Source organism: Pseudarthrobacter sp. NIBRBAC000502772, from assembly GCF_006517235.1.
Classification (GTDB): Bacteria; Actinomycetota; Actinomycetes; order Actinomycetales; family Micrococcaceae; genus Arthrobacter.
Window position 1 is genome coordinate 2473833 of the sequence record NZ_CP041188.1, and the last position, 18438, is coordinate 2492270.

Here is an 18438-nt window from a genome sequence, read left to right on the forward strand (position 1 = left end):
CAGGGCCGGGTATATGCCACTCCGTGGCGCAAAGCGTTCGGGAACTAGTCTTCGGAGTCGATTTCCCTAGCGGCCTTTCAGGATAATCGGGTGCACAGCCACCGGGCGGCGGTCTGCTTCGGCGTCAGATTCGGATCACCCTTGGAGGTGATTTCTCTCCTTTGACCTTTCCTCTTAGTGGGATTCCTGAGGACCTGCGCTCCGAGAGGTCGCCTCAATCAGCTGGTGTATTCCAGGATGCTGATCATTTGCCTGAATCCTTCGGCGTGTGCCCGGCTGAGTTCGAGTGAGACGGGTTGTGGGTCAGAGGAGAACTTTGCTATTACGGTGTCGCTGATGGGGTCAATCCAAATGAATTGGCCGTGGATGCCTGCGGCGTAGACCGTGCCTCGGCTGTCTCCGGGAGCCCACCATTGGTTCCGGTATGAGCCGTTGGGGTGGACTTGCTGGTAGGCGGTTCCTCTGGCCAGTTGTGGGTCTCCGCCCCGCATCGTGTCGTTGATCCACGATGATGGGACGACCGTTTGGCCGTTGGCTTTCCCGTCGTCCAGCATGAGCTGTCCGATCTTGGCCAGGTCTCGTGCGGTGGAGGCGATTCCTCCGTTCGCAAATGCGAAACCACCGGAATCGGTGGTGATGAGTGCATCATCGCTGGTCCCCAGCTGAGACCACAGCTCGTCGGATACGACTTCGGCGTATCGCTTGCCGGTGACGTTCTCGATGATCCATGCCAGCACGTCTGTACCGGCAGAGCAGTACTGAAATGATCTGCCGTGTTCTCCGGCAGCTTTGAGGAGCGTAAGGAATTCGTAAGTGTCCTCTGGGTCTGTTTCGAGCTTGGGGCGCCAGCCGGCGATCCTATCCTGCTGCTGGACTTCAGCGGCCGCATCCAGGTAGTTTTCGCTGTAGCGGACTGCGGCGGTCATGTCGAGTACGTGGCGGACCGTCGCGTTCCCGTAGGCGCTTCCCTTCAGCGGCGGGACGTAGTGGTGGACAGGGTGTTGCGTGTCTATGAGTCCCCGGCCCACCAAGATACCCATGGTGAGCGCGCAGAGGGATTTGGAAACAGACATCAGGACGTGCCGGTCGTGCGGCTGGAAAGAGCCAAAATAGCGTTCCAGGACCAGTTTCCCGTGCTGAAGTACGACGATGGCATCTGTGTGCGTGGATTCCAGGAAATCCTCAACATTGTGCCACCTCTCCGCGTGTTCAGGTGTGGCTGGATTGTTTCCAGCAGAGGGCTCGGATGATCTGCCTCGACGGATCGTTGCGGTGGTGATGAGTTCACTGATATGAGCGAAGCCCCAGCGATTGAATGGGCTTTCCTGCCAGTTTTCCAGGGTGACGTGCTCATTGAAGTCCTGGCCAGCGTAGCGGTCGATCTTGCCAGGGCTGGGAAGGAGGGAACTGTTAGCTGTTGCCTTTAACATGTTTTAGTCGTTGCCTTGCGTGGTAAGGGTGGGGAGAGTGTGGGAATCGGCCAATTCGGGTCGGCCGTGCCCTGGGGCTGCTTCGAGGAGTCTGCGGGTGTAGTCGTGCTGTGGATCGGTGAAGATCCGTTCGGCTGCTCCACTTTCTACGATTTTTCCGGTCTTCATGACGGCCACCTCATCGCTGAGATAGCGGACGACGTCCAGGTCGTGGGAGATGAGCAGATACGTGAGCCCTTTTTGTTGCTGCAGGTCCTGCAGCAGGTTCAGAATCTGGGCTTGGACGGAAACATCAAGGGCGCTGGTGGGTTCGTCCAGGATCAGGAGACGGGGCGAGGTGGCCAGCGCGCGAGCGATGCCGACGCGCTGGCACTGTCCTCCGGAGAGCTGATGCGGGAGCCGATGGGTGTGCTCAGCTCCCAGCCCGACCTCGTCCAGCAGATTGTCTATTTTTGCTTGGAGGGCGTGCCCTTTCAGGGCAGTGTGGGCCCGAAGTGGCTCTGCCACTGAAGCGCCGATAGACATACGTGGATTCAATGATGCCACTGGATTCTGAAGTACTATTCCCATCCGGGAACGGATGGTCCGCAGTGCCTTGGGTCCGAGTTTGCCGAGGTCATGTCCTTCAAATATGGCTTGCCCGGATGTTGGGCGCATCAGCTGCATGGCGCAGCGGGCGAGGGTACTTTTGCCGGAGCCGGATTCTCCGACAAGGCCGTAGACCGTACCTTCCTTGATGCTGAGGGAGACGTCGTCGACTGCGGTGAAGACTTTTCTTTGCAGCGGGAATGTTTTGACGATGTTTTCGAGGGTGAGAACGTTTGTCATAGTTCGCCTTCCCGGATGCAGGCGACTGCCTGGTGTGGCCCGGTCTCTGTGAGCTGCGGGTCGGTGAGGGAGCAGTCGGTGACTGCATGTGGGCAACGGTTCCTGAAGGCACACCCGGTGATGGATAAGAGGTTCCCCGGGACTGTGCCAGAGATGGCGGTCAGCCGCTGGCCGTGGGTTCGCCCTGCTGGGAGGGCGCCGAGGAGGCCGCGGGTGTATGGGTGGCGGGGGTTGTTCATGACCGCGTCGACGGTTCCGGTTTCGATCACCCTGCCTGCGTAGAGGACCGCCACTCGGTCGCAGACATCGCGGATGATGCCAAGGTTGTGGCTGATGAGCAGCACACCGAACCCGAACTTGTGTCTGAGTTCGTCAATGAGGACCAAAATCTGCCGGGCAACAGTGACGTCCAGAGCCGTTGTGGGCTCATCCAGGATCAACAGACGGGGCTGGCGTAGAAGAGCCATGGCAATCATGGCCCGCTGCAGCATTCCGCCGGACAGTTGGTGCGGATAGCTGCGGTAGACCCGTTCAGGGTCGGGTAAACCGACCAGGCTTAGGTGACGAATGATTTCAGCTTTGCCTTCGGACCTCGAGATTTGCCGGTGCCGGCTCAGGACATCGCTGAGTTGGCGGCCAAGCGTGAAGACAGGGTTGAAGGCAGTTCCGGGGTTTTGGAATACGATGGCCACCGAGCCACCTGGTTCTGACGAGGCCTGTGAGGGATCATTGCCGATGGTCACCTGCCCCGTGCGCCGTGCGCCGCGTGGAAGGATCCCCAAGGCAGCGAGTCCTGTTAGGGACTTGCCGCACCCGGTTTCCCCTACTAGGCCGAGGATTTCACCGGCCGAAACATCGAGGTCGATACCGCGGACGGGGCGGTTGGTAAGCTTTCCGCGGTCGGTGAATTCGACGTTGAGGTCGCGGATCCTAAGTACGTGGGTCATCGCTTTACCTGCCGGGGGTCAAGGAGGTCGCGCAGCGAATCTCCGAGGAGGTTGAATCCTAGGACGGCCAGAAAGATGGCCAGGCCCGGAAAAGTGCCTATCCACCAGGAACTGAATATGAGCCCGCGTCCTTCAGCGACCATCAGACCCCAGTCAGGCAGGGGCGGCTGAGTTCCAAGACCGATGAATGCCAGGGACCCGGCAGCCAGGATCACAGTGCCGATGTCGACGGTGGCTTGGACGAGGATGGGTGTCATGCAGTTGCGAAGTACGTGGCGGCTGATGATGAGCAGTTGCGGAATGCCCATGGCGCGGGCTGCTTCGACATAGGAGCGTTCCCGAAGGGATTTTGCTTCCGCTCGTACAAGGCGCGCATACCAGGGCCACCAGCTGATGGCCAAGGCAATGCCGGCGTTGGTCAGGCTGGGCCCAAGGATCGCAACGGTCACCATCGCCAGGAGCAGAGGCGGGAAGGCCTGGAAGATCTCGGTCACTCGCATCAAGGCTTCGTCGAGCCAGCCACCGCGATATCCGGCGACGGCGCCGAGGGGAATCCCGATGAGGGCCGCGGCCGCGACAACGAGGGCAGAGATAGTCAGCGCCGGGTTCGCGCCCATGATGATGCGGCTGAGGACGTCACGACCGAGTTGATCGGTGCCGAGCCAGTTCGCGGCGTTAGGAGCGAGGTTTCGGGCGGAGGCATTGGTCGTCCCCATGCCCTGATCAGGGAAGGGTGCCAGCCATTGCCCAAAAACAGCCAGGATTACGACAAGGACTATGATCATCGCGCCAATGGCGGCCAAACGGTCACGGCCCAGGGTCTGTTTAAGTAGTTTGAGAGGTTTGAGGGTGGTCTGTTCTCCGGCCGGCCCGGAACGGGTCGGGGCGGAGATTTGGGTCGTGGGGCTCATGACATGCTCACTCTGGGGTCGATTCGGGATTGCAGTATGTCCACCAGAAGGTTGGCCAGCAGGTAGGCCGTGGCACCCATGAGCGTAATTGCCATGATGGCTGGGTAGTCCACTGCAAGCATGGAAGATGTAGCGAACTGCCCAATCCCTGGCCAGTTGAAGACAGCTTCGACGAAGAATGTTCCGGTCAGGGCGTAGGCTGCAGCCATTCCGGCGATAGACAGGACGGGTGGTAGAGCATTTTTCAGGGCAAGGCGCCAATGGATGGCGGTCTCCCTCAGACCGTAGGCCCTGGCGGTGAAGATGTAATCCTGGTTCATAACATCGAGCATGGCTGCCCTGGTCATTCGTGCAACGAGTCCAAGAGGGTATGCGGCCAACGTGAGGGCCGGAAGTATCATGTGCTGCAACCCATCGGTGAAGGCCACGCCGTTGCCGGTGATCATGCTGTCGAACAGGGGAAGCCCGGTGACGTGAGTGATGGGGTTGGAGTATTTGATGGAGTTGCTGAATTGCCCAGTGGCCGGAAGAATGCCCAGCCCCCCGACGAACAAGAGTTGCAGGAGCAGCCCGAGCCAGAAGGCGGGCACGGAAATCCCTCCGATGGAGAGGAAACGAATTGCTCCGTCGATGAATCCGCCGGGACGCTGGGAGCCAACCACTCCCAAGATGACCCCCGCCGTTACAGCGAGAACCATGGCAAACCCGATGAGTTCCAATGTGGCTGGGAGGCGGGTGAACAGCTCATCCAACACGGGGCGTTTTGTGGCAAGAGACTGACCCCAGTCTCCGGTGAGCAGGTTGCTCAAGTATTCGAAGTACTGAACGAACATGGGGCGATCAAAACCCAGCTCTTGGCGGACCCGGTCAAGCTCTGCCGGCGGAGCCTTGGGACCGGCGAAAATTACGGCAGGGTCGCTGGGAACGACACGAGCCAGGACGAAGACGATCACTGTGAGCACGGCGAGAACCAGCACCGATGTGATGAGCCGTCTGAGGACGAAGCGCAACATGGTTCTCCTTATCTTGGATGATGGAATGAAGGTCGGGGCGGGGGAGGCGAACCCCGGTTCAGCCTCCCCCGCCCCGGGTCTCTGATGGGCTGGCTACGCTGCGGGTTTGATGGGTGCAAAGAACACCGTGAAAGGATAGTTTTCATTGAACTGGGGAACGTTCAGTCCAACGGGAACCACGGAGACTGCGCGGGCATCGTAGAGGAATGCCGCAGGTGCTTCCCTATAAAGGAGATCCATGGCTTCCTTGTAAAGGTCCTGCGCTGCAGCCCTGTCCGTTCCGGTCAATGTTGCGGCCTTGTCCACCAATTTGTCGTACTCGGGGGACTTCCAGTAGCTCAGGTTGAAGGATGGCTTTTCGCTGGAACGAAACAGTGACGTGAGGTTGTCACTGCCGGCGTCGCTGTAGGTCGGCCAGTAGTGGAGTACAAAGATGTCCTGAGCCGTTGTGGGATCTGCCTTGGCAGCGTCCCACTGCTGATTGAACAACTCGGCCTTGACGTCCACTTCCACCCCTATCTTGGCGAACGCATCCTTGATCAGTGGTACAAACCGGGCTTCTGCAGGGTTTTCTGAGGCATAAGTAAGCTTGAGCTTCAGGCCGTCCGGATGACCAGCTGCGGCCAACAGCTGCTTGGCCTTGTCCAAGTCCTGGGAGTACTGCGGGACGTCCTGGCTGTAGGGGAAGATGCCACTGGGCGCAGGGCCGTGGGACTGCGTGCCGTAGCCCTGCCCTCCGATGTCAATGATCTCTTTGTATGGAATGGCGTAGCTGAGCGCGCGGCGGACCTCCGGGTCGTTCAGTGGTGCGCGGCTCGTGTTAAACATGGCCAGGAAATTGAACGGTGAGTTGAAGTCTTTCACCGTGAACTTCGGATCATCGGCCAGCGTCTTGACGTTTTCCAACGGAATGCTGGTCGCATAATCTACCTCTCCTGCAGTCAACATTTGCTGGGCGGTTACGGCATCCGGGGTGATGGAGATGTCCACCACATCGAAATGCGGGGATGCTTCTTTGTTCCAGTAGGCTTCGAACTTTTTCAGCACGATCTCAGAGCCGGGCTTGTAGGAGTCGACGGTGTACGGCCCCGAGCCCGCGTCGATACCGGCGTCAAAGTACTTCTCGTCCTTTGCCGATGCCGCCAGCGCCTTCGGGGAAACGATCCAGGCACCGTATGTGGAGGAAGCAACGAGGTCCATCGGGGCGGCGTACTTGAGGTTTATCGCGACTGTAGTGTCGTCAGGCGTCTCAACGCTCTCGACCGGTGCCCAGATAAACGATGCAGCTGCCCGCTCCCTGGCGGCATCAATGCTGGCCTTGACGGCAGCAGCATCGACAGGCTCGCCGTCATGGAAGGTCGCACCCGAACGGATCTTAAAGGTCCATGCCTTTCCATCTTCGCTGGAGCTCCAGGACTCGGCGATGGCCGGCTTGAATTCTTCGGCCGAACCTTCCGGGTTCTTCCATAGCAAAGGCTCGTAGATGTTTCCCATGTACAGGGCCTCGGTTGAAAATGAACGCACCGGGTCCCACGTGGTAACGGCGGCAGAGGCGGCCACGGAGAATACATCCGGGTCCGAAGATACCTTCGGAGCCGGCGTGCAGCCCGCTGAGCTTAAGGCAAGAACAACTGTGGCGGCCGTAGCGAGGACGGTCCGAGCCGGGTGTGGAAATGAGAGTTCCAACAGAGACTCCTTGAAGAAGGGGTGGGAAGTGTGACGAGTCTAACTAGGTATACCTATGCCTGGGAAATGCCTATAATGAGTAAAATCCATACCTTGGAGGCATAGTGGACTTGAGGCACCTGACGTATTTCCTGAGCATCGTTGATGAAGGATCCATCAATGCTGCGTCACGCTCTTTGATGGTGGCCCAACCATCCTTATCCCGGCAGCTTCGCTCCTTGGAGCAGGACCTCGGGCTCACCCTCTTCGATAGATCAGGAGCAAAATTATCGCTGACCGCGGCGGGCGCTGCGTTTCTGCCCATCGCCAAGGACCTGGTTACCCGCGCCGCGCAGGCCAAATCATCCGCACGGGCGATGGCCGGAGGTTCGGTGCAGCGGCTTACGATAGCGGCAGCCTCTGCCACCATCGTCGACATCATCGCCCCCTTCATTGTCTCGGAAGGGCCCGATGGAATCCTGACCAATGTTGTCGAGGCGACCCCTGAGTTTGTCTACTCGGCGTTGCAGGAGGGTAAGGCTGACTTTGCTCTGGGAACAAAGCCGCCACCATCCGAGCTCGAAGCGGTTGTTGTTGGCAGGGCGTTCCTTTGGGCACAGTGCAACGCCAAACACCCTCTTGCCGGGAGGGTGAAAATCAGCCTCCAGGAACTCGTCCAGTGGCCTCTCATAACGATGACAGCTGATTTTGGTGTTCGCACGATGTTCGATGATGCAGTTAGCACTGAGCGCCTCACCTACAGGGCCGGATTTGAAGTACGCTCCGCCGTGGTGGGCCAAGCCTTGGCAGCCGCTGGCAAAGGCGTTTGCGTGCTCTCGGATGATCCGAATTTCGGGGTGCACGCCATGCCCATCACTCATCGCGGGGAGGACCTGGTGTTCACTCTTTTCGGCGTCTGGAATCCGCTGCATTTCGCCGCGCCTGCGATAAGGGAATGCCTGCACAACCTTTCACGTTTCACCTCGGAGCTATACCCGGCCGCCCGACTATAGGAGGGATGCAATCCTAGACTCTCGGCCCTGGTGGTTGAGCAGCCTCTCGAACTCTGAGTGCTAAAAGCTCACGCGATTCGCGGGGGCTTGGCTCCGGGACCAAGTGGCCATCGACGGGAGCTCACGAAGCTAGTTCCACTCCCCACAAAGCGCCGATACTGCACATTTCGTGAACTGGGGGAGTGGTCGGCCAGCCACTGTTCGCACGCGCAGGAGGCTGGGTGCGAGAGCGTGGCTAGTCTTCCTTGGCTTCTTCCAGGACCGTATCCGCGCCGACACGACTCCAGCCGCGGTCGCCGACCGTCCTGTAGTTAGGTCCGGATGCAGCGACATCCTTTGGGGTCAACGACCTCGAGGACTGCATCGCCGGAGCATACCGACGCACCGAGGTGCGCGCCCGTCGAATGGTGCCCTTTAACCTGGATGTGTCCATTGTTGCTCGGGGGAGTCAGCTGAGCTGCAAGTTGTTGCCGGTGGTGGCTTTTACCATGTTCGTCGCGTAGCTGATGAGGAATTCGTACTCGTCTTCCGGTGTCAGGTCGCCGAGAAGGACGTCCATTACGAGGCCGTCCTCGAGGGCTACGAAGCTCCGGGCCAGGAATCCTGTCGGCGCCGACAGGGTGAAAGCATCCTCCTGCGCACCTCGTTCCAGAATCCTTTTGTAGAGGTTCGTTTGGCGCTCCACAAACGCCATCTGCTGTCGAGCAGCTGCTTCGTTGCGCAGATAAACCGGGATGAGTTCCACGAGGATCCGGGAAGCGGTTTCGCTTTCGCCGGGCCAAGGTATGCCTGAATGGATGCAGGCCCGCAGTTGGGCTTCAGGCTCACTTTCAGCCTGGATGCGGGCCTCCCGGCGGTCACAGTACTCCGTAACGCCTTGATGAAAGACCTCGCTGAAGAGCTCGTCGACGTCCCGGTAGTAGTACAGCACCGCAGCTGGGGTGACGCCGGCTTCGTTTGCAATGTCAGAAAGGCGGGCCGCCGATGACCCTCTGTCCAGGAGGACTCGTCCAGCTGCTGCTACGAGTTGATCCCGGCGTTCTGTCTGATTCCGTGGTCTTGCCATGGTCACAATGCTTTCACACTCACCTCGAAGTGAGCCTTGACACACCCTGGTTCGTTAATTAATCTTTAATTAATTGTTAGTTAATGAATGCTCCCACGCTAGGAATGCCACCGTCATGACCCGACTTCTCCCTCTAGCTCTTGTGCAATCACCTGCTGAGTCCTTGACTGATTTTGCTGCTGGTCTCGAGCGGAAGGTCAAAGCGCATGCGGTCGCCGACCTTTTCGTTTACCCGGAGCTCCACTTGAACACGGTAGATTCTCCGGGCCCTGCGGACCGGCAGGCCTACATGGAAGCCTCGGCCGAACCTCTCGATGGCCCGCGCGGCCGTACCCTTGCCGAGCTTGCTGGAGACCTTGGGATCTGGCTTTTGCCTGGCAGCGTGCTCGAACGTGGTACGGACGGGCACATTTACAACACCGCCGTTGTCTACTCTCCACAAGGAAAGGCTGTGGCTAGCCTCGATTTTTCATGATGGTCGGTGACCGTCGCGGATTTGTGCCAGCGGCCGATGCGTGGTTGTTTTCTGTTTTCGGGCAGGCTGGTGTGGCCTGTTGGTTCGCCTGGTTTGGCGCCGGTTCCACTTCCGGTGATGGGGCTGCTCGTCGGGACGGGATGAGTGCCCGGCTCAGCCGGTAGAAGGAACGAGCCCTTTGGTGAGGCGGGCGGTGTTCTCCAGGAGAAGTTTCAGGAGGTCTTTCTCCGGCGCTGATTCCGGGAGCAGGAGCTGGTTGCGGCGGGCGCGGGTGATGATTTTCCCTGCGGTCGCGAAGAGCCGGTAGCGCCAGCGTTTGATGTCCCAGGCCTTGGCCCGGTGTCCGTCCGGCAGGGCAGCGAGCTGGAGCCAGGACACGAGGTTGAAGGCCAGTGCGGCGATGTTCGCCCAGGCCTGGTTCGCGGCGAAATCGAAGAACGGCAGCTTGCCCAGGCCGGTGTTTTTCAGGGTTTTGATCCGGTTCTCGCACCGGCCGCGGGCCCGGTGCCTGGCGTCGAGGAATGGTCCGTGCCAGCGTGGTGAGTTGGTCAGGAACGCGGTGATCCGGTGCCCGTCCGTGTCGAGCAGGGTCGGCTGCGCACCGGGGTGCAGCGGCTCGGCGCGGAGGAACAGTTTCGTGCCGGGCGGGTAATCGGTGAGCGGGATGACGTCGGTGGCGTTGATGACCCACGCGTCCGTCCGGTCGTTTCCAGTCTGGTCTAGGGCCGGCTGCCAGTACTCTTTGTCGCTGATCCAGTCGATCATGTGTGCCTTGCCGAACGGGAGGGTATAGCTGGTGGAGAACTGCACGCCGAGGCTGTGGAGGTGCCAGAGGAACTTCCTCGAGGCCCCGGCGCTGTCGGTGCGGACCAGGACCTTCTCCCCGGCCAGGGCCCCGGTTCCGTCGTAGAAGCTCTGGGGCAGTTGGGTTGTGGCGGTGTGGAAGACCCGGATGTGGTCCTCGGCGCTGTTTGCTCCGGCGTTGCCGGGCCGGAGCACGGCGGCGAGGATTTCCCCGGCTCCGTTGCCGTTACCGTAATCGGCGCTGGCGATGAACGGGGCGAATCCGTAGCCGCCTTTGTAGGTTCCGGCGACGTTTTCCTTATCGGAGTGTGAGGTCACCAGGGTCGCGTCGATGTCGATGATGAGCGGGTCCGCGGCTGTTGCGGTCAGGGCCGGGTTCCGGTTCCCGGCGGCGTTCCAGGCGCGGGTGCGCAGTTCCTGGGTGAGGGTCTCGAATCCGTAGCTGAACAGTTCCGGGTTTGCCACGGTGCGTTCGAAGAACCGGGAGACGGTAGCGTTCGAGGGCAGCTGACCGAAGGCCCCGGGTGAGGAGCGCAGGATGTCCAGGTCCGATGCGTGTTCGCCTCCGGCGGCGAGCATCGCCGCGAGGGACCCCACCAGCCGGCCGGGCCGGTGTTTCGCGCCGGAGGGAACGAACTGGCCGAGTCTGTCTTCGCACAGCCTGCCGAAACCCAGGGCGTCCATGAAGCCGGTGAGGACCGAAACTCCGGCGTGGGAGATCAGCGACTGGCCGGTGAAACTGACCGGCAGGGACGGAAAAACAGCGGTAGACTTCTGCATCGAAAGGGTGCTCCCTCGCTCGGCAAATAACGGTCTCGACAACCACTATTTTCCCAGTTCAGAGCACCCTTTCCCTGATTAACACGCCAACCCCACGGACCCGCCATGAAAACCCCGGGCTAGCTACCGAAAGATCTTTCCCTGGAAACCCTACGAGACCGTTTGTTCCGGCAAGGATTTCGTGGTCTTCGATATGAGCGGCTATGGCCGCGTCGGTTTGTCGATTTGCTACGACGCGTGGTTCCCCGAACACAGCAGGCACCTGGCGTGGATGGGGGCAGAGCTCGTCCTCAACGTTGTCCAGACCCCGACCAACGATCGTGTGCAGGAAGTTGTTATCAGCCAGGCCAACGCAATCGTCAACCAGAACTTCGTCGCAAGTGTGAACGCAGCGGGCCCGCACGGGGTCGGCCGTAGTCTCCTGGTTGACCCTGAAGGCCGTGTGCGAATCTCTGCTACGGGGCCCGAAGACGCAACTTTGGTCGATGTCATCGACCTGGATCAGGTAGCAAATGTCCGTCAGCATGGCACCGCGGGCGTCACCCGCCCCTGGGACCAGTTCGCTGAAAACGACGACACCATTCCATTGCCGCTCTACGCGGGCCAGCTTGATCCCCGCCTCTGGCGGCAGACCAACTCCCCGTCAACCCCGACCAACCTCAGCACTGCCCCAGCCTAAGGAAACCCCCATGTCCGCTGAGAACATAAAACTCACCCCCAAGCTTTCCCTGCTGTCGGTGGTCGTGTTCGGCTTGGCCTATATGGCCCCGGGAATCGTGATGTCGATCTTCGGTGTGATCTCCTCCACCAGCGACGGAACAGCCCCGACAGCATTCGCCCTCGCCACTGCCGCCATGCTGCTGACGGCTCTCAGCTACGCGAAAATGGCCAAGATCTTTCCGAACTCTGGATCGGCCTACGTGTATGCGCGACGGCTGCTCGATTCCCGCGTTGGCTTCCTTGTCGGGTGGGCAATCCTCCTCGACTACCTCTTCCTTCCCACCGTGGCCTGGCTCTTCCAGTCGTTCTACCTCGCAGCACAGTTTCCCGACATCCCCGTCTGGGCCTGGCTCGCTCTGAACGCAGGACTGACAACGATCATCAACGTCACGGGCATCGTGCTCACCGACCGTGTCAACAAGACCCTGACCCTTCTGGTCGTTACCCTCATTGGCATTTTCATCGCCTACTGTCTGGCCTACCTCGGGGGAAATCCGACTCCGTCGTTCACGGACCCCTTCTGGAACAATGCAACCACGGTCGGCAGTGTCGCTGCCGCGGCTGCCATCGCTGCCTACGCATTCCTGGGATTCGACGCCGTCAGCACACTCAGCGAAGAAACCAAAGACGCCAAACGCAACATTCCCCGGGCGATCCTCCTGACCGTCCTCGTCGGCGGAATACTCTTTGTCCTCGTCTCCTACATCATGCAGCTCGTTCACCCTGGCGGAGACTTCGAGGAAGCAGCGACCGCGGCATACGCCCTGCAGGTTCTCGTCGGCGGGCAGTTCTACGCCAACATCACCAATATCCTCTTCATCGTCGGTGGGTTCGCGTCCGGGCTCGCCATCCAGGCCAGCACCAGCCGACTCCTCTACGTCATGGGCCGCGACGGAGTCCTACCCCGACGGCTCTTCGGCCGCCTCAACCCCCGAACCAAAACGCCAATCTTCAACCTGGTCCTCGTCGGTGCCGTGGCCATGCTGGCACTGAACATCTCCTTGGAAATCGCAACCTCCTTCATCAACTTCGGGGCCTTCCTGGCATTCACAGCCGTCAACCTCTGCGTCATCGCCTACTTCATTCGAAGCCGCCGACAAGACAAAAAGCTATCGATCATTGGTTTCATCGTCCTACCAATCCTGGGCGCCGCCGTCGACATTTACCTGCTTACCCAGCTGAGTCCTATCGCGATCACCATCGGCTGCTGCTGGATCGGCCTGGGCATGCTCTACCTCGTCTTCCTCACCAAAGGATTCCGCAAGGAACCACCAGAGATGCGTCTCCAAGACCAAGAGGGCCAGCCGGACGAACCCACTAATGTTCAGCATCCATACGGGGACCACACATTGTCAACCAAGCACAGCGCCGCACAGGCGCCGCCCACCGAAATCTAACCCCCGACGAACCACAAGTACGGGCCAGGCACCAGTGCCCAGGCCCGTCCTTGTGTGTGGCGTGTGCAATCTCGAGAAGTGGGACCTTGTCAGGGTCATCGCCGCCGTTCCCTTTGTCACGAAGGGCGCTCTCCAAGGACTTACAGTTTCAGTGCAAGTTCGGGGGTAAACTCCCGGCCCCGAAGAATCTGACCGGGCGAATCTGCCATCGCTGAAAACCATTTCTTCGTCCCAAAGAGCCGATTCCCTACGTGCCCACATCATGAGCATCAAATCAACGACGATATAAAGAGCAACTCAGGAGTCAAATGATCATCACGATCGAGGCCGGCCGCTACTTCCACATCACAGGTGAATCTCCGACGGAAATCGCAGACAGTATCAATACGGCTGTAGAGATGGCCCGTGATCAGTCGACGAGTGACGGATGGAAGGGCATTCTCGTAACTCGCCACGGACCTGACAAGTACACGGTGAACCTCAGCGCTGATGTTCCCTACGGAGTAACGGTGGAACGGGATGTTCAGCAGTAACAAGCCTTAAAAGTGGGGACGCCGAAATCAACAACACAATGTTAATTGGCCGCCGTCAGCCCCCAGACAGGATCCACTACAAGTATCCCGGTCCCAAGGAAATGGAACACCTTCGGGTGAACGAGTTGGCGTTTCTCGTTCTGGTCCTCAATGTTTCGAGCGCGGCAGAGCTCGATGAGGCACTCGAGAATGCTGTCTCGCCGCCCGTCCTTCCGCGCAAGTTTCGCCTACGAACCCATCAAATCTGGGCCGGCCGAGCTGTCAGATCGGAGCCCGGCGACGGCGCCAACTCCAGCCGGTTGGGGTAAGCCAAGCCGACCAGCCGCCTCAACCCTTACCAAGTCCTTGAGTGCAATCGAAGCGCTTTCAGTGTCTCGGAAGGTCGCAAGAAGTCCCGAGCAGCTGCCTGCCGGCTGAGAGATCCGCGCATGCGTGCGGGCCGTAGACTGAAAATCAGGCGATCGGACTGCCGCGGCACCCGGTCACCGGCCGGTACGCTCCGGCAGCGCGTCGCCCGACGGAGAGGACCTCAGCGATGGAACCGACCTATGTGATCGCCGAGAGCGCCCCGGCGCCTGTGGGCCCCTACTCCCAAGCGTGCGGTATGCCAAATGGTCTGCTGTTCCTCTCGGGTCAGACGCCCATCGACCCGCAGACCGGGCAGCTGATCAGCGGCGGCATCGAGGAGCAGACGGCACGCGTCTTCGACAACCTCGGCCTCGTCCTCGAGGCGGCCGGCAGCAGCTGGCGCCATGTCGTCAAGGTCAACGTCTTCCTCGTCGACATGGACGACTTCGCAGCGATGAACGCCGTGTACGCAAGGTACTTCGACGGCCAGTACCCCGCGCGCACGACGGTCGCAGTCGCCGGGCTCCCGCTCAGGGCGCGCGTCGAGATCGAACTGCAGGCGATGCGCCGCGTGGGGTGATCCAAACGCACGACCACCTCGATACGCTCGCTCCCGAGATCGTCGACACAGCCAGAGAAGCCCTCCCCATCGGCAACTAGCCCTGCGCTCTTTGGCGTGCATCGGGTGTCTTCGCCGCGGCGTGCTGCCGGCCCGGGCGAGGGTTTTCTTAATCAGGCGGGCTAGTGCAGCCTCGAGATGCTCGAAGGCCTGCTGCTCACCTCGCCCAAACACCGCCCAATCACCGCACCGTGCAACGCGACACAATGCTCTTTCAAGGCCAGCGCTTTCTCGCCCCAACCCTTGGCCCATTCGTCGGACACACCGTGACGATCCGCTGTGCCCGCGACATCTTCGAAATCCACGTCTACAACCACGACACCTTCATCTGTATCGCCATCGACGAAGCCCGCCCCAATCTCCGGCTCAGCCTTCGGGACAGCGAACCCGCCCGCAGAGCCCGTCCTCGCGAGCTTCGCCGCACCGTCAACGAACGGATACCCGTCCTCGTTACCCGTGACCATTATCATCCCGTGAAACAGCCCTGCGCTTGTTGTCGAATTAAGTGCGTTCTAGAGTTTGACCGAGCTTTGCTCTGCAAGGTTCATTTTTGAGGGCTGTTCACCGCTCCTGCCTCTTGGGCGCACGATAAACGAGGCACCAACCAGGATCAGTGAGCGGCGTGGTCTGGGATCCGCGGAGCCGTTGCGAAGGGTGCTATGCCCATGTCTCGGTAGATTCGCTCGGGCGCAAACAATTCCCCTGAGACCGCTACCAAGGCAACGTGGCGGACCGCCGAAATGTCCTGGAGTGGATCTGTGGAACCGCTGCGATCCCGGCCACGTATTTGCCGAAGAAGTTCATGTAGAGAGCTGCGGCCGTGGTGTCTGCCACGGCGCTGGTCACCCATAGGATCCAGTAGAACCAGCCAGACAGGAACGCAGTCTTCTCTCCGAAGAACTCCCGGGCGTAGGAGACGAATGGCCCTGACGATGCCCTGTGAAGCACGAGCTCCCCGAGGGCACGAAGGATCAGGAAGGCAAAGACACCACAGATGGCGTAGGTGATGAACAGGGAAGGCCCGGCGGCCGCAAGCCTGCCGCCGGCCCCCAAACGGGCCCGGTGCCGATCGACCCGCCGAGTGCGATCATTTGGATCTGCCGGGATTTCAGGCCCCTGTGGCCGAAATCTTCGGCATGCAGAATGCTCTCGGAAGAGCGGGCGTGGCCATCGTCCAATACGGGTTGTTGAGTGGGCTTCGGGGGCCTTTCTGGGGAGGGGAGAGGCGCCAGGGTTGTTAGCTACCGGCGCCGGCTGGGATGTTCATCCCGCATGTTTACCTGCCGCCGAGGCAATACTCATCAGCGAGCAACGACTGTGGATGAACTGGTCGCCCGCACACAAGGGGCTTTGTCGTGTGGCATAGAAGGTCGTTGACATCCTCCGCGCATTCGAAGCAATGTCGAGGATTTCAAATCGCAGTTGAGATTATGCCCTATGTCCACCCCGCGAAGTAAGCAAGATTTCATCGCAAGGTTGAATTTCGCCCCGGCAAGCCGAGTTCCAAGCCAAATATCTGTTGCTTTGGGCACAATTTGTGTAATAGTTGATTCATCGAACAACTCAGTGTTGAATCTGCTGGCAGGAGTGCCGGTGCCCACGAATTACTGGAAGGTTGCCCATGGCCCAGCCCGTCTTTTCCCCTGCTCTCTATGTCGGGGCTCAACGCGATGCGCCGGTGGTCATTGACGCGGCCTCCAGGACCATCCTCCACGGCCTCGGTGAGAGAGGCCATCATGCCCGGTTTGCCCTCGGCTTAGCCTGGCTTCCCCTTGGCGCCTGTGTCGACGTGGAAATGACCGTCCAATGTTGAACACATCGAACGGATCAGCCCTCGCAACACCCGTTACCGCTCACTGGAATCCCCTCGAGGACCTCACACTTGAGCAGCTGCGGCGGCGGGGGAGCATGAAATGGGCAACGTACCCGGCCGATGTGCTGCCATTGTGGGTTGCCGACATGGATGTCCGGCTGGCCCCGGCCATCGCCTCCGCGCTTCATCAAGCGATCGATGACGGTGACACCGGCTATCCTGCAGGAACCGGCCTCGCCGAAGCCTTCAAAGGTTTCGCGGCCCGCCGGTGGCAGTGGAACGATATTGATCTGGACAGGGTTGCCAGAATCCCCGATGTGATGATGGGGGCGGTTCAGGTCCTCCGACTCGTCACCGAACCCGGTGACGCGGTGGTCGTAAACACCCCTGTATATGCCCCCTACTTCGCTTTCGTGCCCAACGACGGACGAAAGATTGTTGAAGCGCCGCTCGGAGACGAAGGCCGGATCGACCTTGACGCCCTCAGCGAGGCGTTCCAGCGCGCACGCGCATCCAGCCAGAATGTCGCCTACCTCCTGTGCAACCCGCACAATCCAACCGGGACCGTGCACACCGCGGAAGAACTACGTGGCGTTGCCGAACTCGCGCGCCGACACGGAGTCCGGGTTGTGGCCGACGAAATCCATGCCCCGCTCGTGCTGCCGGGTGCCACCTTCACGCCCTACCTGAGTGTTCCCGGCGCTGAAGATGCCTTCTCGCTGACCTCCGCGGCCAAGGGATGGAATCTTGCCGGGCTCAAAGCCGCCCTGGTGGTTGCAGGTCCGGAAGCTGCCGCGGACCTGCACCGCTTGCCTGCGGAAGTCATCCTCGGCTCCAGCTATCTCGGAGTCATTGCCCACACGGCCGCCTTCACAGCCGGGGAAGAATGGCTCGACAGCCTCATCGCCGCCCTGGCTGTCAACCGGGGCCTGCTCACCCAGCTGACCACGGAACATCTGCCGGAGGTCACGTTCAAGGCACCTGAGGCGACCTACCTGGCCTGGTTGGATTGCCGTGCTCTTGGATTTGAGATCGAAGAAAAGACCGAAGGCATCGCCTTTGCCAGCGATCTGGCCGGTCCGGCGAAAATGTTCCTTGACGAAGGCCGAGTCGCGGTAAGCTCAGGCCACATCTTCGGCAGCGGTGGATCCGGCCATGTCCGCTTGAATTATGCGACTTCCGGGGCCATCCTCAGTGAAGCCCTCAGGCGAATGGGACAAGCAGCCCACACCGCCCGGTGATGATTCAGGGTCCTGACCGAACGAAAGGACGGCTACACGATGCGTCTAACACCGACAGGCGTCGCTCCGCCAACCCAGGCTCTTCAGGGGATGGACTCCGAGACGATCAACACCGTCCTGGAGCTCCTGGTTGCGCCGCTCCAAGCGGCTCTGCCGCAACCCACCGAGGTGGTACTGCACGACCTACAGCGCATCCCGAACACGGTCAGGGCCATCGCCGGAGACGTTACCCGTCGCCGGATCGGGGACCCGCCCACCGATAAGCTCCTCGAACGGCTGGCTGTCGGAGACTATAGGCACGAGATCGGCTACCGCTCCCAACTGCCGGACGGGCGCATCCTTCAAAGCACCACCATCATCTACACCGACCGGAACGGCCATGCGGCGGCCGCGCTCTGCCTGAACGCCGATGTCTCGGCATGGGTCTCCGTGCGTACGGTGATGGACCGCTTCGTCCTCGGGTTCGACGGCACCTCCGCCCATCCGTCCTCCCCGGACCGGGACCGGCCATCCCCTGACGGGCCGCGAGGAACACGCGACAGCGAGTACTTCCCGCACAGCGTTGAAGAACTCAGCGCCCGCCTGGTGGACGCCGCTATCGCATCCGTCGGGGTCCCTGTTATAGAGATGCGCAAAGAACAGAAAATACAGGTCGTCGCCGAACTGGAACGACGCGGCTTCTTCTTGGTCAAACAGGCCGCAGAGAGCGCCGCGGCTGCCCTGTCCGTCACCCGCTTCACCATTTACAACTACCTCAACCAGATCAGCGGCACCGCCGAAGAAATTAGCGACACCGCTGCGGAAACTGCTTAGCCGGAATCGGCTCCCCATGAAG

General features: G+C 60.5%; 17 protein-coding genes and 1 pseudogene. 9 read left to right on the forward strand and 9 right to left on the reverse strand.

The window, feature by feature from the left end:
• Window positions 1-218: 218 nt before the first annotated feature.
• From NIBR502772_RS11380 to NIBR502772_RS11405, 6 genes are all read right to left on the reverse strand, one after another.
• Window positions 219-1430, reverse strand: a complete 1212-nt coding sequence (locus NIBR502772_RS11380) for a serine hydrolase (RefSeq protein ID WP_141140260.1) — start codon at window positions 1428-1430, stop codon at window positions 219-221.
• Between the two features lie 3 nt (window positions 1431-1433).
• Complete coding sequence (locus NIBR502772_RS11385) at window positions 1434-2258, reverse strand: ABC transporter ATP-binding protein (RefSeq protein WP_141140261.1); 825 nt, start codon at window positions 2256-2258, stop codon at window positions 1434-1436.
• A complete protein-coding gene (locus NIBR502772_RS11390) occupies window positions 2255-3205 on the reverse strand; it encodes an ABC transporter ATP-binding protein (protein WP_141140262.1) in 951 nt (316 codons plus the stop codon). The genes NIBR502772_RS11385 and NIBR502772_RS11390 overlap by 4 nt, the downstream gene beginning before the upstream one ends.
• Window positions 3202-4116: an ABC transporter permease gene (locus NIBR502772_RS11395; protein WP_141140263.1), complete on the reverse strand. Its 915-nt coding sequence runs from the start codon at window positions 4114-4116 to the stop codon at window positions 3202-3204. The genes NIBR502772_RS11390 and NIBR502772_RS11395 overlap by 4 nt, the downstream gene beginning before the upstream one ends.
• Window positions 4113-5129, reverse strand: coding sequence for an ABC transporter permease (locus NIBR502772_RS11400; RefSeq protein ID WP_141140264.1), 1017 nt, complete (start codon window positions 5127-5129; stop codon window positions 4113-4115). Before NIBR502772_RS11400 ends, NIBR502772_RS11395 begins: the two co-directional genes overlap by 4 nt.
• A 93-nt stretch (window positions 5130-5222) precedes the next feature.
• Window positions 5223-6623, reverse strand: a complete 1401-nt coding sequence (locus NIBR502772_RS11405) for an ABC transporter substrate-binding protein (RefSeq protein WP_168223526.1) — start codon at window positions 6621-6623, stop codon at window positions 5223-5225.
• 296 nt (window positions 6624-6919) lie between these two features.
• Between NIBR502772_RS11405 and NIBR502772_RS11410 the strand changes: the two genes are divergently transcribed.
• Window positions 6920-7807, forward strand: a complete 888-nt coding sequence (locus NIBR502772_RS11410; RefSeq protein WP_141140266.1) for a LysR family transcriptional regulator — start codon at window positions 6920-6922, stop codon at window positions 7805-7807.
• Window positions 7808-8255: 448 nt separating this feature from the next.
• On the opposite strand, the gene NIBR502772_RS11415 is transcribed toward NIBR502772_RS11410, so the two are convergent.
• On the reverse strand, window positions 8256-8873 hold the full coding sequence (locus tag NIBR502772_RS11415) for a TetR/AcrR family transcriptional regulator (protein ID WP_141140267.1): 618 nt from the start codon (window positions 8871-8873) through the stop codon (window positions 8256-8258).
• Between the two features lie 115 nt (window positions 8874-8988).
• Between NIBR502772_RS11415 and NIBR502772_RS11420 the strand changes: the two genes are divergently transcribed.
• Window positions 8989-9348, forward strand: coding sequence for a nitrilase-related carbon-nitrogen hydrolase (locus NIBR502772_RS11420; RefSeq protein WP_141140268.1), 360 nt, complete (start codon window positions 8989-8991; stop codon window positions 9346-9348).
• 153 nt (window positions 9349-9501) lie between these two features.
• Here the strand turns inward: NIBR502772_RS11420 and NIBR502772_RS11425 are convergent, their stop codons facing one another.
• Window positions 9502-10932 carry an IS1380 family transposase gene (locus NIBR502772_RS11425; protein ID WP_141139340.1) on the reverse strand — a complete coding sequence of 477 codons (1431 nt, stop codon included), beginning with the start codon at window positions 10930-10932 and terminating at the stop codon, window positions 9502-9504.
• Window positions 10933-11113: 181 nt separating this feature from the next.
• On the opposite strand from NIBR502772_RS11425, the gene NIBR502772_RS11430 reads away from it, so the two are divergent.
• The 5 genes from NIBR502772_RS11430 (at window position 11114) to NIBR502772_RS11450 (ending at window position 15103) form a co-directional block, all read left to right on the forward strand.
• Window positions 11114-11611 carry a carbon-nitrogen hydrolase family protein gene (locus NIBR502772_RS11430; protein WP_210412279.1) on the forward strand — a complete coding sequence of 166 codons (498 nt, stop codon included), beginning with the start codon at window positions 11114-11116 and terminating at the stop codon, window positions 11609-11611.
• 10 nt (window positions 11612-11621) lie between these two features.
• Window positions 11622-13049, forward strand: a complete 1428-nt coding sequence (locus NIBR502772_RS11435) for an APC family permease (RefSeq protein WP_141140269.1) — start codon at window positions 11622-11624, stop codon at window positions 13047-13049.
• Window positions 13050-13357: 308 nt separating this feature from the next.
• Window positions 13358-13582, forward strand: a complete 225-nt coding sequence (locus NIBR502772_RS11440) for a hypothetical protein (protein WP_246848473.1) — start codon at window positions 13358-13360, stop codon at window positions 13580-13582.
• 604 nt (window positions 13583-14186) lie between these two features.
• Window positions 14187-14510, forward strand: a complete 324-nt coding sequence (locus NIBR502772_RS11445) for a Rid family detoxifying hydrolase (RefSeq protein ID WP_246848474.1) — start codon at window positions 14187-14189, stop codon at window positions 14508-14510.
• Window positions 14511-14755: 245 nt separating this feature from the next.
• On the forward strand, window positions 14756-15103 hold the full coding sequence (locus tag NIBR502772_RS11450) for a Mu transposase C-terminal domain-containing protein (protein WP_246848795.1): 348 nt from the start codon (window positions 14756-14758) through the stop codon (window positions 15101-15103).
• 202 nt (window positions 15104-15305) lie between these two features.
• On the opposite strand, the pseudogene NIBR502772_RS11455 reads toward NIBR502772_RS11450, so the two are convergent.
• Window positions 15306-15727 (reverse strand): annotated as a pseudogene (locus tag NIBR502772_RS11455) (amino acid permease); the annotation flags it as partial.
• Between the two features lie 628 nt (window positions 15728-16355).
• Between NIBR502772_RS11455 and NIBR502772_RS11460 the strand changes: the two are divergent.
• Window positions 16356-17603 carry a MalY/PatB family protein gene (locus tag NIBR502772_RS11460; RefSeq protein ID WP_141140272.1) on the forward strand — a complete coding sequence of 416 codons (1248 nt, stop codon included), beginning with the start codon at window positions 16356-16358 and terminating at the stop codon, window positions 17601-17603.
• Between the two features lie 90 nt (window positions 17604-17693).
• A complete protein-coding gene (locus tag NIBR502772_RS11465) occupies window positions 17694-18416 on the forward strand; it encodes a transcriptional regulator (protein WP_210412280.1) in 723 nt (240 codons plus the stop codon).
• Window positions 18417-18438 lie beyond the last annotated feature (22 nt).